15 protein-coding genes are annotated in these 13,956 nt (G+C 49.3%); 2 read left to right on the top strand and 13 right to left on the bottom strand.

Features of this window, described 5'->3' with window-relative positions; translation table 11 throughout:
• Positions 1-46: 46 nt before the first annotated feature.
• Together JWG88_RS06150 and JWG88_RS06155 are read left to right on the top strand one after the other, a co-directional pair.
• On the top strand, positions 47-673 hold the full coding sequence (locus tag JWG88_RS06150; protein WP_205232832.1) for a class I SAM-dependent DNA methyltransferase: 627 nt from the start codon (positions 47-49) through the stop codon (positions 671-673).
• A gap of 50 nt (positions 674-723) precedes the next feature.
• Positions 724-1,350 (top strand): class I SAM-dependent DNA methyltransferase, encoded by a 627-nt coding sequence (locus JWG88_RS06155; protein WP_205232833.1) that lies wholly within the window; start codon positions 724-726, stop codon positions 1,348-1,350.
• A gap of 100 nt (positions 1,351-1,450) precedes the next feature.
• On the opposite strand, the gene JWG88_RS06160 is transcribed toward JWG88_RS06155, so the two are convergent.
• From JWG88_RS06160 to JWG88_RS06220, 13 genes are all read right to left on the bottom strand, one after another.
• Positions 1,451-2,437 (bottom strand): tetratricopeptide repeat protein, encoded by a 987-nt coding sequence (locus tag JWG88_RS06160; protein ID WP_205232834.1) that lies wholly within the window; start codon positions 2,435-2,437, stop codon positions 1,451-1,453.
• 231 nt (positions 2,438-2,668) lie between these two features.
• On the bottom strand, positions 2,669-3,883 hold the full coding sequence (locus JWG88_RS06165) for a LytR C-terminal domain-containing protein (RefSeq protein WP_205232835.1): 1,215 nt from the start codon (positions 3,881-3,883) through the stop codon (positions 2,669-2,671).
• Between the two features lie 34 nt (positions 3,884-3,917).
• The gene (locus JWG88_RS06170) at positions 3,918-4,856 is read right to left on the bottom strand and encodes a type II secretion system F family protein (RefSeq protein ID WP_205232836.1); all 939 of its coding nucleotides are present in this window, start codon (positions 4,854-4,856) and stop codon (positions 3,918-3,920) included.
• An 8-nt stretch (positions 4,857-4,864) separates the two neighbouring features.
• Entirely contained in the window at positions 4,865-5,821 is a 957-nt protein-coding gene (locus JWG88_RS06175) for a type II secretion system F family protein (RefSeq protein WP_205232837.1), read from the bottom strand.
• 28 nt (positions 5,822-5,849) lie between these two features.
• Positions 5,850-7,211, bottom strand: a complete 1,362-nt coding sequence (locus JWG88_RS06180) for a TadA family conjugal transfer-associated ATPase (protein WP_205232838.1) — start codon at positions 7,209-7,211, stop codon at positions 5,850-5,852.
• 18 nt (positions 7,212-7,229) lie between these two features.
• Positions 7,230-8,399, bottom strand: coding sequence for a CpaE/TadZ family protein (locus tag JWG88_RS06185; protein ID WP_205232839.1), 1,170 nt, complete (start codon positions 8,397-8,399; stop codon positions 7,230-7,232).
• Between the two features lie 62 nt (positions 8,400-8,461).
• Positions 8,462-9,694: a TadG family pilus assembly protein gene (locus JWG88_RS06190; protein WP_205232840.1), complete on the bottom strand. Its 1,233-nt coding sequence runs from the start codon at positions 9,692-9,694 to the stop codon at positions 8,462-8,464.
• Position 9,695: 1 nt separating this feature from the next.
• Positions 9,696-10,175 carry a TadE/TadG family type IV pilus assembly protein gene (locus JWG88_RS06195; RefSeq protein ID WP_205232841.1) on the bottom strand — a complete coding sequence of 160 codons (480 nt, stop codon included), beginning with the start codon at positions 10,173-10,175 and terminating at the stop codon, positions 9,696-9,698.
• A 22-nt stretch (positions 10,176-10,197) separates the two neighbouring features.
• Complete coding sequence (locus tag JWG88_RS06200; RefSeq protein WP_205232842.1) at positions 10,198-10,482, bottom strand: hypothetical protein; 285 nt, start codon at positions 10,480-10,482, stop codon at positions 10,198-10,200.
• 54 nt (positions 10,483-10,536) lie between these two features.
• Positions 10,537-11,979, bottom strand: a complete 1,443-nt coding sequence (locus JWG88_RS06205; protein ID WP_205232843.1) for a type II and III secretion system protein family protein — start codon at positions 11,977-11,979, stop codon at positions 10,537-10,539.
• A gap of 65 nt (positions 11,980-12,044) precedes the next feature.
• Positions 12,045-12,896, bottom strand: coding sequence for a Flp pilus assembly protein CpaB (gene cpaB, locus JWG88_RS06210; protein ID WP_205232844.1), 852 nt, complete (start codon positions 12,894-12,896; stop codon positions 12,045-12,047).
• A gap of 39 nt (positions 12,897-12,935) precedes the next feature.
• Positions 12,936-13,493: an A24 family peptidase gene (locus JWG88_RS06215; RefSeq protein WP_205232845.1), complete on the bottom strand. Its 558-nt coding sequence runs from the start codon at positions 13,491-13,493 to the stop codon at positions 12,936-12,938.
• A gap of 54 nt (positions 13,494-13,547) precedes the next feature.
• Entirely contained in the window at positions 13,548-13,736 is a 189-nt protein-coding gene (locus tag JWG88_RS06220; protein WP_205232846.1) for a Flp family type IVb pilin, read from the bottom strand.
• Positions 13,737-13,956 lie beyond the last annotated feature (220 nt).

Genomic DNA, 13,956 nt, shown 5'->3' on the forward strand with positions numbered 1-13,956 from the left:
TGGTGCAGTGCGCTGTTCCACTTCGCCCCAGAGAAAGGGAGAAACCATGAACCAGGAAACACCGGAGCTGTGGAAAGCCACCTATGAAGCGAAAACTCCGCAGGAACTCATTGAGGCCTATGGAAAATGGGCGCACCTTTACGACAATGATACCCTGGAGGTAATGGGCTATGTCGGGCCCAAGGTGGCGGCGGATATGCTGGATTTCCACCTGGAGTCCCAGGACAGCCGGGTGCTGGATGCCGGATGCGGTACCGGACTTGTAGGAGAGATCCTCGACAAGCTGGGCTACGAGAATGTCGACGCCATGGACTTTTCAGCCGACATGCTCAGTGAAGCCGAAAAGAAAGAGGTTTACAGAAAGCTTTACCAGGAAGACATGAACGGCAGGCTGGCCATTGCCGACAACAGCTATGACGCCACCATCTGCGTGGGCACATTCACCTTCGCCCATGTCGGTCCCCACGCATTCGACGAGCTGGTGCGCGTTACCCGTCCCGGCGGGCATATCTGCTTCACCATCCGCGACGGCGCCTACCAGGAATATGGCTATCGCACGAAAATGCTGGAAATGGAAGCTACCGAGAAATGGCAGCTGCAGGAACTCCGCGAAGAAGATTATCTGGTCAAGGAAAATGTGACCGCCAAATTCTGTACCTATCAGGTTCTCTGATAGCCGCAGCAGTTGCATTGAAGTTCATATTCTGTAAGGGAGGTTAAAAAATGGTCAGTGACAACAAGACACTCGACAAAGTATATACCGCAAAAAATCACGAACAACTCATGGATGCCTATAAAGACTGGGCATCGGATTATGAAAACGATACCGTCGGTCGTTTCGGCTATGTCGCCCATGTTGCCTCAGCCGAAGCGCTCGACAACGTACTGGAAAGCCATGGCGCCCGCATTCTCGATGCCGGCTGCGGCACCGGACTGGTAGGAGAGGAACTCTCGGCACGGGGATACACCACCATGGACGCCCTCGATTATTCCAGGGAAATGCTGGAAGAGGCCAGGCGGAAAAATATCTATCAGCAGCATATCCAGGCTGACTTGAGTAAACAGATCGACATCGTGGAGGACAGCTATGATGCCGTCGTCTGTACGGGAACATTCACCTACGGTCATGTCAAGGCCAATGCCTTCGATGAGCTGATCCGCATCACCAGGCCCGGCGGCATTATCTGTTTCACCATCAGGGAAGGAGCCTACGAGGACTACGGCTACCGGCAGCACATGATAGAGCTGGAGCAGCAGAACCAGTGGGAGCTTCTCTCCATGGAGAACACCGTATATTTTAAAAAAGAGGATGTTTCCTGCAAGATATGCACATACAAGGTTCTGGACTGATGTGAAAAAGCTTAGCCCAATCATGAAAAATGCCGCTGCGGAAGCTTTTTTGCTTTCCTGCAGCGGCATTGACCGTCTCTGATGAAACCTGGCTGTCTTTTTACGAATCTCCGCCGATCTTTGCCAGTTCCTGCCTGGCGATGCTCAGGTTCTTCTGGGCGGAGGAATAGAATCTGGGGTGAAGTTCGATGGCTTTTTCAAATGCTTTAATTGCCTTCGTATATTGCCTGGTGGACAGAAATTCATACCCCATGTTGTTGTAGGCTGCCGATTCGTCTTCGGATCCGCGCCTAAAGGATTCCAGCGCTTCCTCATAGAGGCCGAGCTGAAAATAGGCGAGGGCAAGATTGTTATAGATTTTCCTGTCATTTGAAATCCTCGCCGTTTCCCTGAAGAGAGCTACCGCCTTTTTGAAATTGCCGTTCAGGTAATAGGTGACTGCTAAATTGTTGCTGATCCCGACATCGCCCGGCTTATCCGCCAGAGCCTTCTGAAAGTGATAAATCGCCTGATCAAAATTCTGCTTCCTGCTGTAGATCAGCCCCATATACTGATGAGACAGATACAGTTCAGGATCAATTTTCAGCGCCTCAAGAAAATTCGACTCGGCCTCCTTGAAATTCCCCAAACCAAAGTCTACTCTCCCCAGGCCTTCAAAAGCCCTGGGATCCTTGCCGTCAAGATTCAGTAGTTTACTATATATTGCCTCGGCCTCACCATATCGCTTTTTCTTTAAAAGCAGTGCCCCCTGTTTGTGAAGAAGGGACACATTATCAGGCTCTTTTGCCAGCCCTTTGATATAATGGAAATAGGCTTTGTTTATATCACCCCGGCGCAAATAACGATCTCCCATTTCTTCAGACTCGGAAACCGTCATTTCTTCCATATCCCTTCGGGAAGAGGGCTCCGCAATCATCTCCTGCTGGGCCTGTTGACGTTCTATCTGCCTGTCCAGATCTGCGCTGCCGCTCTGCTGAAGATAGGAGCAGCTGCTTAATACCAGAATGGCTCCAAGAAACAATGCAGTTTGCAATAATGCCGTGATCAGCTTGTCTACACAATTAAGGTTGCCTGCAACTTTCTGCATAATTTTTATAATTTCCAATAAAATTCAGCCAAAGATACTTGTCATTCGGGCAAATCACCAAGAATATTCGGGAATGTGTTAGTTTCGTCATTCCGGACTTGATCCGGAATCCATCGTTCTTTGATGCTTCTGGATTCCGGATCAAGTCCGGAATGACTGTTAAAATGGGCTTCTGTGTCATCTCCAAGGCAGGTAGCATGAAACTAGAGTTTCATGGGTAAGATAATTTTTTTAACGCTTTGCCAGAGCCAATTGCCTGTAATAGTAGTCATCCGGGAAATGCATATTTATCAGATCCCGTCCCAACAAAAGCCTTACACCGATATACGATCTCCCGAGATCTTCAACTTCCCGAAGATCCTGAGCACCGGGGATAACCCCGGCAAGTTCCTGTGCCGCCTGCAGATATCCCTTCCTGTAATAGATGATGCTCTCTGTAAAGCGGAAATGGTCTGCATTGGTTATCCGGCGGATGCTGAAGCCGTGATCGCGCAGATAGTCAGCGCTGCGGCCTGCCATGCCGGTAACTCCATTGCCATTCGATACCTCGAAGGCTACATCAGCAAGAGTCAGCGGGGCGGTTGCGCTGCCATCGCCCTCGATCCTGGTGGTGGTTTTCGGGGCAAGAGTGAGAATTGCGGTGTTCTCTTTCCCGGCTGTCGGAGGTATGAACGCAGTTTCTGCAGCTTCTGCTGCCGGCCCGTGCCCGGCTTCCTCCAAGGCCTTTGGTTTTAGCCTCTTGCTATAAACCGGCTTTGAATTCAAATCATTCTGTATAACAGGTTCCGGTTGATTAGAAAACTTTAATGATGGCTCCAGCGTGTCTTTCCGGAAGGAGGAATCCGGAGTTGAATCCATGCCGGCCAATGTTTGCAGAGAGGCTTTTCGCGAGTGATTATCGGCTATCTTTTCTCTTTCGATGACCGCCATGGCCAGTTTGAGGTTATTGCCGATACGGACATTGCCCTCCGACATATCGAGAGCTTTGCGCAGCAGGGCTATTCCTCGCTTGGAATCACCGCAAAGAAGACTGGAGCAGGCAAAATTATTGTAGATATAGGGCAGCTCCGGATCGCACTGTATGGCCTGCTGGTATGCCCGATGTGCCAAATCGCAACGTTTCAGGCCATCATAGGACATGGCCAACCCGTTGTAGGCCTTGCAGAAGTCTCTATCATTACGCACTGCCTTGGAAAATTCCACGATAGCTTTATCATATTCTCCCTGCTGCTGGTAGTAGCGCCCCAGTTTATAATGCGCTGCCGAGAGCGTGTCAATCCGTCGTATGGACGACCAGAATTTCTCGGCAGCCTCCCGGTTTTGTAACGTGATTTTTTCATCATCCAGCATATTAAAGTAGGAAAGCTGGTTGGTATGAAAGCTGCATCCGCTGAAAAACAGGCAAAGGAGAAACAGAACGAGCAGCCTGGTTTTCATAAAATACATTATTGGGCTCGCAGCTGATTGCATAATCATTTATCTACCCCTGTATAAGTACGCGAAACACCTGAATGGCGGCCGATCCGGCGATAACGACAAACATTGCCGGAAAAATAAAGACTATCAAAGGAACAACCAGCTTGATAGGCAGCTTGGCGGCCATCTCTTCCAGCCTGCTGTAGCGTTTTTGCCGCATCTCATCCGCATGAATCCTTAAGGCATTGGCCACTCCTGTTCCATATTTATCTGCCTGGATAAGGAGATTTACCAGATTGTCCACATCGGGAAGATTTGATCTGCGGGCAAGATTTTTGAGGCATTCATTGCGCGATTTTCCCGTTTTCAACTCAAGCGAGAGGATCTTGAATTCCTTGGCCAGCTCGGGGCTTGTTATATGTATTTCCTGAGAAACCCGGCGAATTGCGGAATCGATCCCCATGCCGGCTTCCACGCAGACCATGAGGAGATCCATGGCATCGGGGAAGGCTCTGTTTAATTCCTTGTTTCGGGATTTTCCGACCAGGCGCAGCCAGAGAACTGGCAGAAAAAATCCGACACAGCCGGCGGCAATAGCCCCAAGTAGCAGAGTGCTGTTAAAAGGGCGGAGGTAAATAAAGTGGGAGACAGCCAGTAGCAGCAGCGGCGCCAGGAGGAGAATATATCGCAGTGTCTGATAGTAGCGTATTGAATACTTATTATAAATGCCGGCCCACTGATAAAAAAGAGGGGTGTCGGTGTAAATTTCCGTCGAAGTTCCTTCTTTACCTTTGCCAAACCGGGCGAAAAGGCCCTTTTTCCCCGGTGCCCGATCGTCTGAGCCGGAAGATGTCTTTCCCTGTTCGCCGCTGCTCATCTTTTCTATCCGTTCTACAAATGCTCTTTTTTTGCTGGAGGTGGACAAAAAAGAAGAAAGAGCTAAAGAAAGAAAGAGTATGGCTAAAAAACTCACTCCGGCTAGAATCAGGGGTGTATTTTCCATAAAAATAGTCATACGTCCAATTGCACCAGTCTATACATGATAAATGAACCTACAGCCATCATCGCTATAGCCGTGATAATGATATAGGGGCCGATCGGGTCATTGAGTAAAATCATAAGATACTCGGGATTGAGGACAAAGATGGCCGCTCCGGTTAAGATTGGCAGGGCCAGCAGGATTATCGCCGAAAGTTTGCCTTCCGCGCTCATCGTCTTCACCTTTTCACGGAAGCGGAATTTCTTGCGAATAACCTCGGAAATTTTTTCCAGCATTTCAACGAGATTACCGCCGGTCTCTCGTTGAATAATTGCGGAGGTTACGAAAAATCGCAGCTCCAGTGAATCAATTCTTCGGGAAAAATTTCTCAAACAGGAATTTAGGTCTCTGCCGAAGTTGATCTCTTCAACCACCCGGTCGAATTCCTCGCCGACCGGGTCGGCTATTTCCTCGGCCACCATCTTAAAACTGGAAAGTATCGAATGCCCGGCTTTCAGTGAGTATCCCATAAGATCAAGGGCATCCGGGAAAAGAACCTCGAACCGGGCCCGTCTCTGTTTGCGTCGATACAGCAGATAGAAATAGGGCAGCAGCATGCCGATGACGACGATGATACAGCTCAACGGCAGGGGATAATTGAACAGTCCGCAGAGAAGAAAGAGCACTGCTCCAACGACCAGGATTAGCAGAATATAAATACCGGCGAGGGTCTTTACCCCACCCTGCTGCATCAGCTCATCGAGTTTCCCGACGGCTGGAATAGCCGACAGGAAAGTATTCAATACTTTAATATCGCTGAATTTTCTATAATAGAGGATATCGATTTCCTCTTCCGGCATCGAGTTGGAAGAGTATCGCTCCACAGCTCCGCCGATCGAGCGTCCGTCCGGCTGCTTGAAGAGCGAATAGAGCAGCTCAAAAACGATAAGGATGAGAAAAAAGAGAGCGACGGTTAAAACTATGTTCATTGTTCACCTGTTGCAAAGTCAGAGGAGCCTATTCCATGTCAAATAACTCTTGCGGTATAGAAATCCCCGATTTTTTGAATCTTTCGAAAAACTTCGGCCGTACACCGTGACCGCGGAACTGTCCCAGCACGATGCCTTCTTCGTTGACGCCGCGCTGCTCAAAAGAGAGAATCTCCTGCATGGTTATCACACTTCCCTCCATACCCGTAATTTCCTGGAGACTGACAAGTTTTCTCGAGCCATCCACCAGCCTCTCCACCTGGACCACGACATCGATGGCTGAACTGATGAATTTTTTGATATAGGTGCTCGGCAGGTTGAAGCCGGCCATATTGACCATGGTCTCGATGCGCATCAGTGCATCCACCGGGGTGTTGGCATGGACCGTGGTCAGGGAGCCGTCGTGCCCGGTGTTCATGGCCTGGAGCATGTCAACGGCCTCGGCTCCGCGAACCTCGCCGACGATGATGCGGTCCGGCCGCATCCTCAGGCTGTTGCGCACCAGATTCCTCTGGGTTATCTGCCCTTTTCCTTCAATATTCGGAGGTCTGGTTTCAAGACGGACAACGTGGTCCTGCTTGAGCTGCAGTTCGGCTGAATCCTCGATGGTCACAATTCTCTCGGCAGGCGAGATGAACTGGGACATCACATTGAGAAGCGTGGTTTTACCGGAACCCGTTCCTCCGGAGATAAGGACATTGAGCCGTGCCTTGACGATGGAGGTAAGAAGCTCACCCAGTACCGGGGTAATGGTTTTGAGCAGCACCAGATCCTTCAGGGTCAGCGGGTCGACCGAAAATCTTCTGATCGACAGGCAGGGTCCGTCAAGAGCGAGAGGAGGAATAATGACATTGACCCGTGAACCATCCGCCAGACGAGCATCCACCATCGGTGAGATCTCATCGATTCTTCTGCCAACCGCGGAGACTATCTTCTCGATGATGCGCATCAGGTGATCGTTGTCCTTGAAGCGCACCCGGGTACTTTCTATTTTGCCGTACCTCTCCACATAGACGGATTTGTAGGAATTAACCAGAATATCGGAGACCGAAGGGTCCTGCATAAGACTTTCCAAAGGTCCCAGACCGATAACTTCGTTTTCAATTTCCCGCAGAAGGCGGCTGCGCTCTTTGGCATTAAGCGGCATGACTGCAAGATCACCTTCAGCCAGAACGGTTTCCGTGGCCTTATTTATCTCTCGGCGCAGGCGGCTTTCTTCAATATCCTCAAGGAGCGACAGATCTATTATTTTAGTGAGTCTGTCGTGAATATTGGACTTAAGATCGACATACTCATCGGATACATCTATATCGGCGAGATATTCATCCTCTGCATTGGCAGATGACTTCGATGATTGTTCCAGATTTTTCAGGAGCTCGGCTAATTCCAAGTCATTACCTCTTGATCGTTAATTTTTGCTGAACCAGCTGAAAATACCGCCAGCCCTTTCCAGTCCGGAATCGGCCACCGATTCGGCCAGTTGTGAATATGCCCTGGCGATATTGGAATTGCGCGAAACATCGGCGATGGATTTGCCGTTATTGATTGCCGTCATAGACAGAGCGTAGTTATTGGGAATAGTGGCGGAGATATCTGTTCCGATGATTTTGTTGGCCTCCGCCAGGCTGACCTGGGCCTTTTTTTCAAATCGGTTGGCGATAATACGTAGTCTGCCATTGGTCACACCATTGGCCGCAAACACGGATTGCTGCAGCTTTCGTACATTGATGATGCAAGGCAGGCTGAGAATGGAGACCAGGTAAATCTGCTCCGATTCGGTAAATATCTTGAAGAGATTCTCATCAAAATACATGCCGCCGTCGACGACGATATAGTCAAAAAAATTGCGCATCGATTTAACTACCTGAAAAAGTGAACCGGCAGGCAGGAGTTTTTCGGTATCGACCTTCCCGGGAGCGGGCAGCACATAGACGCCCGAAGAATGCCTGACCATGGCGCTCTGCAGATAGGCGGCATCAAGTCTGCTGATATTGCGGCCGATATCTTCCCAGTTGGTATCCGTTTCCAGATCCAGAAAAAGAGGAACCTCCCCCACCAGTCTGTTCATGTCGATCAGGGCGACCGATTTATTTTTGTCGCGGGCCTGAATGCTGGTGGCAAAATTAACGGCAAAGGTGGTCGTGCCGACCCCGCCCTTGGCCCCGAGTACGCTGTAAATTTTACCCTTGTTAACCGTCTGATCGGCAACAGTATTCTGGTTGTGCGCCTGGTCCTTTACCTTCTGAAAAGCGGCTTTTACCTCCTCGACATCGATTGGCTGGGTAAAAAATTCCCTGGCCCCGGCCCGTAAAGCAGGCAGGAGGATATCCGCCGTCGTCTTTGGTGAAGTGAGGAAAAGATTACCGACAACATTTTCCTGAAGCAGTGCCTTGATGGTTTCGAATTCAGCGGAGGGATTGCTGCCGATCTCCAGGACCAGGATATCGACCCAGGGGGAATCCGTGTTCTCCTCCAGTGTCAATCCATCAAATTTCTGAATGATCCTGGAAAGGCTCTTTCTGACCTCGATGGTTTTTACAGCAAGCTGGACAGATAATGTCGTGTTTTGAGCATCCATACGTTCCTTTTATGCAGCCGTTAAATAATTTTATCCACTTTCAAACTTTTGCTATACTGTAGTCATTCCACAAGCAAAGGATATTCAGCCAAAATACCAAAATTTTCTCCGCCAGTGACCCCGGTAGGTCTATGTTCTATACAGCTTGGAAGAAAAAAGATGTTCTTGTTCTGATACATCACTTCATAATCTTCTGCAGTTACCGGCCTGCCATTGACATTGGCAAGCCCGTAGTTGTCGACAAATGACTGCCAGCAGGCAAAGCCGTCAGGATCGGTGCAGGTCCAGGTGGGATCATCGTTCACCGTCATTTCCCGTGGAACATCATTATACTGGGGATCGTTCTGAGGAATCATCCAGAGAATATCCACTGTTACCGCGCCAACCAGATTCACACAGTTACCGACGTTATTTTGAGGGCACTCCACCACAGGAAGCGTTAAGGACCAGTTTCTTACTCCGTTTGTTGCGGCCCGCCAGCAGTCATAAAAAGCACTAAGCGTACTGTTCTGCACTCCGCCGGTTGCACCGATTCCATTACCAAAATTAAGCGCTTCGGTATTCCCTCCTGCGCAAACCAGGTCGGTCATCTCTGAGGCACTGGCCGTGCCACAGGGCTGGGAAAAATTTGTCCAGCCCCCGGTGTTGCTTGTGGCGACATTGCCGCCGCTGTTCAACATTCTTCCCATATTGCAGGAATAATTTCCATCAGCGTCGGTTATGGATTCCTGGCAGATAGCAATTGGCTGGTCAAGTTCTCCAGGAAAAAGAGTTCCGGCAAAACCGATATAGGCAACGGCATCGTTACTAACAAAGAATTGATCAAAACCCAAAATTCGTGCTAAGAAAGAGGGTGTATCCGATCTGTCAGCCCGAACTCTGACGGCATTAATAAAATCGGTGTTCGAATCAAGATCGCCGAAAGATTGCTCCTGCCAATCTATTTGAGTAGTGTTAAAATTTGCTGTAAATTCTCTAGTTGAAAAGGACCAGTGTCCTGGTTCTGCAGTTATTTCGACGACCAACTGATTACCTGTCCTGTTTGAAGATGCGATACGCTCCGCTTCAGCAATCGCCGCCTGACTATTCAGCGAGCCGTCATCATTAAATAAATTGGCTGCTCCCGCCAGTGCTGCAGCGTCTGCGGCGTTGTGCAGCTCATTGCGAACTCCGTACAAATGACCGACATCAATCGCCAAAGCAGAAAACATCAGCAGCACAGTGAGTACAACAGCAACATATACTGCAGTTGCTCCTTTTTCCTTGTGCATCTTTATATGGCTATAGATACGCATCCTAAACACCCCCGGTGCTGGCTAATTCCATTCGCATTCTGCTTGTTCCTTCTAAGTCGATATCACCAGTGAATCCTCCGCCAATCAGGTTAGAAAGGTTTGGAAAAACAAGGAAATCATAGGTATAGTTGACTTGGACTTCGATATCTGTTCTAGAATCGCCGTTACTGTCTATTACCTCAATGTATTGGATTGCAGGAGGCGATATGGTGCTGCCAGGCGATCCAAGATTGATGAGATAATTATCGGTATAGTTCCTTACAACCGCTTCCACCTCTGATTCTGTTAAAGCAAGATAAGGTTCAGTAATACCCCTGTTGAATACGATTGCCGCTCTTGCCCCTTCCCGTGAGGCATTGGTAATAACCGCCTTGTCAAAAAGAAGAATGCCGAACTCGACAATTGCGAAGGTGAGGACAAAGAGAAGCGGTGCGATCAGGGCAAATTCGACTGCGGAAGCACCATTTTCAGACTTCAACATGATATGATCTCCCGATTCATAACTATTTAATTGTCAATCCGCCGGAGTCGACAGAGTAGGTGCTCGTTTTCGGCGCTGGCTTATCAAATCCTTTTTCATACCTGAGAATCGTCTTTACAGCTACGTTACCCTCCAGTCCGAGAGGAGGGCCGGCGCTGATTCCGGCTGCGGGATTATGAATCTGGCTCTGCCTCGCAAGTTCATAGGAGGTTCCATAGAAACTGTCCACCGGAGTTTCAAATTTTGCACAACCTGCCGAGCCAGCGATGATCGTTGCCGTCAAAATAGTGAGAAGAAGTCTTGCCATGATTTTTACCTCTTTTGACACTCTGGAAAATATTTTTATGGAGCTATGTTCAGACTATTCCGGAATAATGTAGCCGAAGTCACCCTCTATAATTGGACCCGAACCTGTTTCCATCGCATTGTCTGCTCCGGGATGCCGCCGATATTTTTCTAGCATGCCGAGCATTAGAGACTCGAAGGGGGACGGATCTTCAAAGGAATCCGTGGGCAGCGGCAGCTCATCGCCATCCACCGGTTTCACCAGATGAGGGGTAACAATTACCACCAGTTCCGTCTCATCTTTCTGATAGCGCGTACTCCTGAAAAGCGCGCCTAAAACCGGAATATCGCCCAGAAGCGGAAATTTTTTCACCGATTCGCGCACATAGTTCTTGAGAAGCCCGGCGATGGCAAAACTCTGGTTGTCCTTGAGTTCAACCACAGTTGACATGCGCCTGGTATCGATCGATGGGACGACATAGCCCGCATAGGAGATTGTTTTGGTAAAATCAAGTTCCGAAACTTCCGGCGAGACCGCCAGTGATATGGTATCGTCGCCGAGGACCGTCGGGGTAAAACTGAGCCCGACCCCGAAAGGCTTCCATTCAATGGTGAACTTGTCAAATTCCTGAGCGACCGGGTAGGGAAATTCCCCTCCAGCCAAAAAACTGGCACTCTGCCCGCTCTGGGCTATCAGAGTCGGCTTGGCCAGAATATGAAGGAGACCTTCCTGCTGCAGAGCATCGATGGCGACAATGAGGGTATCACCGCGGAGGAAGCCGAGTACCGAATTGATCGAGTTGGAAACCTCAAGCGGATTTCCCGGCCATCCAGCCGCCGGAATGGCAGTGAGGTTGTCCAGCACGCTCAGGGCGAAGGCGTCGGAGCCATCCCAGGCAAAGTTGATGCCGAGCCGGTTGCCCACTGATTTGGAAATTTCGGCAATGCGAACCTCCAGCATCACCTGCTGGATACCGCCGACCTGGAGCAGATTTATCACTTTCTCAGGGGCAAAGGCCTCGGCAAGCGCCAGAATCTTTGCAAGCTTCATGGAATCGGAAACCGTTCCGCCCAGTGTCAGGAAGCCGCCGGAAGATCTGACCAGCACCTTTTCACCGGGAAAGATCTCATGGAGGCTTCTCTTCAATCCGGAGATATCAGGACTGACGATCACCTCGTATGACCCTAACATGCCATTGTTTTCCCCCCAGAGAGTCAACTGGGTACTCCCTACGCTTTTACCGCTGACAAAAACCCATTTGGGCGATTGCGACTTGGAATAAACAAGTTCGGCGATTTCAGGATTAACAATATGGGCTCTTTTTATAACCGCGGAAGATTGTATTTTAGCAAGCTTGTCGATGGTAAGGTGAATGGATTCACCGCTGTCGGTATCAATATTGATTACCGAAGCCGAGGTCTCCGCCGACCGGACCGGAGATGCCGCCGCAACCAGACCTATAAGACAGAAAATGAACACAATCGCCGGATGCTGTTTCTGACGCTTTTCCTTCTCCATTATTTCCCTCATTGATAATCCCGTAAAAGTCATCGATGTTGCCGGGATGGACGAGTCCATCCTCATTAATTACCGTCCATTGTTATCCTGCTGACCTGATTGCCGTTCATCACTTCGATAATATGTTGCCGGATCGGCCGGCTGGGAGCGGCGGCCATCTTTTTGACATTAACCGGCTCGATACTGGCGGTGGCGAATGACTTCAGCAGGGACGGCACTGTTATTCCCTTGGTGAGTATATGGTCGGTGTCCGAATAGCCTCGCAGCGCCAGTTGAATTCTACCCTGATTGACGGCGAGGGCCAGTTTTTCGCCCTCTTCAAGATCGACCTCCAGGGTGACCACGGTGACCCTGGTGGCCTTTTTATCATCACTCTCCTGGGCCTGGGTGCCTACGGAAAGGACCACGATGTTCTCAAGGACTGTTTTAGTAATCTGACTCCTTCTTTCTCCCGGCTCCTCCAGGCTGACCAGAACATCGACCTTATGACCGGGATGTAAAAATCCGGCAACGCCGATGACCTCATCCACCTTGATGGCCATGGCCCGTTTCTGCGGGGTAATAAAAGCGGCCATACCGCCTCTGGTGAAATCGGTGGGAGCCAGCGCCGATTCAAGAATTGGTTCCGTTTCCCCAATAGGCTTGATGATCACCCTGCCGACAGCCGTGGCGAGATCGGCGAAATGTCCTCTGGGCACCGATGCCTTGAGGTAGGAGACCAGGCGCAGGTCCTGTGCGGTTATCTTGGCGCCTCTCTGCAGGTCGCCTGCAGCCACGGCAATCTGAGCTATCTCCTGATTTTTTGCCGTTTCAGCGGTGGCCGGCTCTAAAGAAGACTTCTGGTAGACGATATAGCTCACCAGGGAGGCCGCTGCCAGGGCTACGATTAAAAAAAGTATACGTGCTGATTTATTCATACTGCCTCCTTAAGGCCAAACAGTTGCTGCAGTCGTTTTCTAGATCCCAAAAACAACAAGCTCCACGGTATCCTTCATCATATAAAGAGCAAACAAAAATACACCGCCGGTAATTGCAACGGCATATGGTATGCCATCTTTTTTATCTCCTTTGGCTGTATTCTCCCTCACATACCCCGGCAGTAAGGCCGAGTAGAGCATTCCTGTGAGTGTTTCTGTTAATATGCGCCGCTTCAGCATCAAACCTATGGCGAATACCCCTCCCGCAAGAGCAATAAACACCAGCGCAATGGCCGTATGTGCCGGACCCAAAACTGCGCCTACCCCTCCCATCAGTTTGACATCTCCTGCACCCATGCCACCCATAAGATAGGGAACAAGGAAAATCAGAAGCCCACAGGCCACCCCACTCAGGCTGAAGAGAAAACCACTCAATCCACCTGACAAATATTGAAGCAGGAGAGCAGCCAAAATTGTTGGGTATGTCAGAACGTTGGGTATCATTCTATATGACAGGTCGGTATAGCAGGACAAGATAAGAATCGATGCCAACCCGCAGTAGAGAAACATCTGGAGAGGACTGTCAAACAAATTCATAAACATACTTGCTTTGCCTTTTCATTTCAAAAATCAGTAATTTTAAAAAAAAGCTTAGGGTGCCGCTGCGCCAGTTAACTCGTCACTAACCGCAGTAAAAAGTGTAACTAAAGCATCCCCAGTTGTACCTAAAATGGCTACAATAACGACAGCTATTAAACCAGCTATCAAACCATACTCAATAGCAGTTACACCATCTTCTTCCACCAAAAAATTCTTAATCATAGTTAATATTGAAGCCATTATTCACTCCATTAAAAATGAGTTCCAATACGCGATATCATGTATTATCTATTATTGAGCCCACCTGACAAGTGAACAGGAGAGCAGCCAAAATTGTTGGGTATGTCAAAAGAATTCTATATGACAGGGCGGTATAGCAGGACAAGATAGAATCGAGGCCAACCCACAGTAGACAAACATCTGGAGAAGATTGTCAAACAAATTCATAAACATACTTGCC

The organism is Desulfopila inferna (genome assembly GCF_016919005.1).
Classification (GTDB): Bacteria; Desulfobacterota; Desulfobulbia; order Desulfobulbales; family Desulfocapsaceae; genus Desulfopila_A; species Desulfopila_A inferna.

What these genes read in the sequence shown, in the direction of transcription:
- JWG88_RS06150 (WP_205232832.1), top strand. Translation starts at nt 47, where the DNA reads ATGAACCAGGAAACACCGGAGCTGTGGAAAGCCACCTATGAAGCGAAA.
- JWG88_RS06155 (WP_205232833.1), top strand. Translation starts at nt 724, where the DNA reads ATGGTCAGTGACAACAAGACACTCGACAAAGTATATACCGCAAAAAAT.
- JWG88_RS06160 (WP_205232834.1), bottom strand. Translation starts at nt 2,437, where the DNA reads ATGCAGAAAGTTGCAGGCAACCTTAATTGTGTAGACAAGCTGATCACG.
- JWG88_RS06165 (WP_205232835.1), bottom strand. Translation starts at nt 3,883, where the DNA reads ATGTATTTTATGAAAACCAGGCTGCTCGTTCTGTTTCTCCTTTGCCTG.
- JWG88_RS06170 (WP_205232836.1), bottom strand. Translation starts at nt 4,856, where the DNA reads ATGGAAAATACACCCCTGATTCTAGCCGGAGTGAGTTTTTTAGCCATA.
- JWG88_RS06175 (WP_205232837.1), bottom strand. Translation starts at nt 5,821, where the DNA reads ATGAACATAGTTTTAACCGTCGCTCTCTTTTTTCTCATCCTTATCGTT.
- JWG88_RS06185 (WP_205232839.1), bottom strand. Translation starts at nt 8,399, where the DNA reads ATGGATGCTCAAAACACGACATTATCTGTCCAGCTTGCTGTAAAAACC.
- JWG88_RS06190 (WP_205232840.1), bottom strand. Translation starts at nt 9,694, where the DNA reads ATGCGTATCTATAGCCATATAAAGATGCACAAGGAAAAAGGAGCAACT.
- JWG88_RS06195 (WP_205232841.1), bottom strand. Translation starts at nt 10,175, where the DNA reads ATGTTGAAGTCTGAAAATGGTGCTTCCGCAGTCGAATTTGCCCTGATC.
- JWG88_RS06200 (WP_205232842.1), bottom strand. Translation starts at nt 10,482, where the DNA reads ATGGCAAGACTTCTTCTCACTATTTTGACGGCAACGATCATCGCTGGC.
- JWG88_RS06205 (WP_205232843.1), bottom strand. Translation starts at nt 11,979, where the DNA reads ATGGAGAAGGAAAAGCGTCAGAAACAGCATCCGGCGATTGTGTTCATT.
- cpaB (WP_205232844.1), bottom strand. Translation starts at nt 12,896, where the DNA reads ATGAATAAATCAGCACGTATACTTTTTTTAATCGTAGCCCTGGCAGCG.
- JWG88_RS06215 (WP_205232845.1), bottom strand. Translation starts at nt 13,493, where the DNA reads ATGAATTTGTTTGACAGTCCTCTCCAGATGTTTCTCTACTGCGGGTTG.
- JWG88_RS06220 (WP_205232846.1), bottom strand. Translation starts at nt 13,736, where the DNA reads ATGGCTTCAATATTAACTATGATTAAGAATTTTTTGGTGGAAGAAGAT.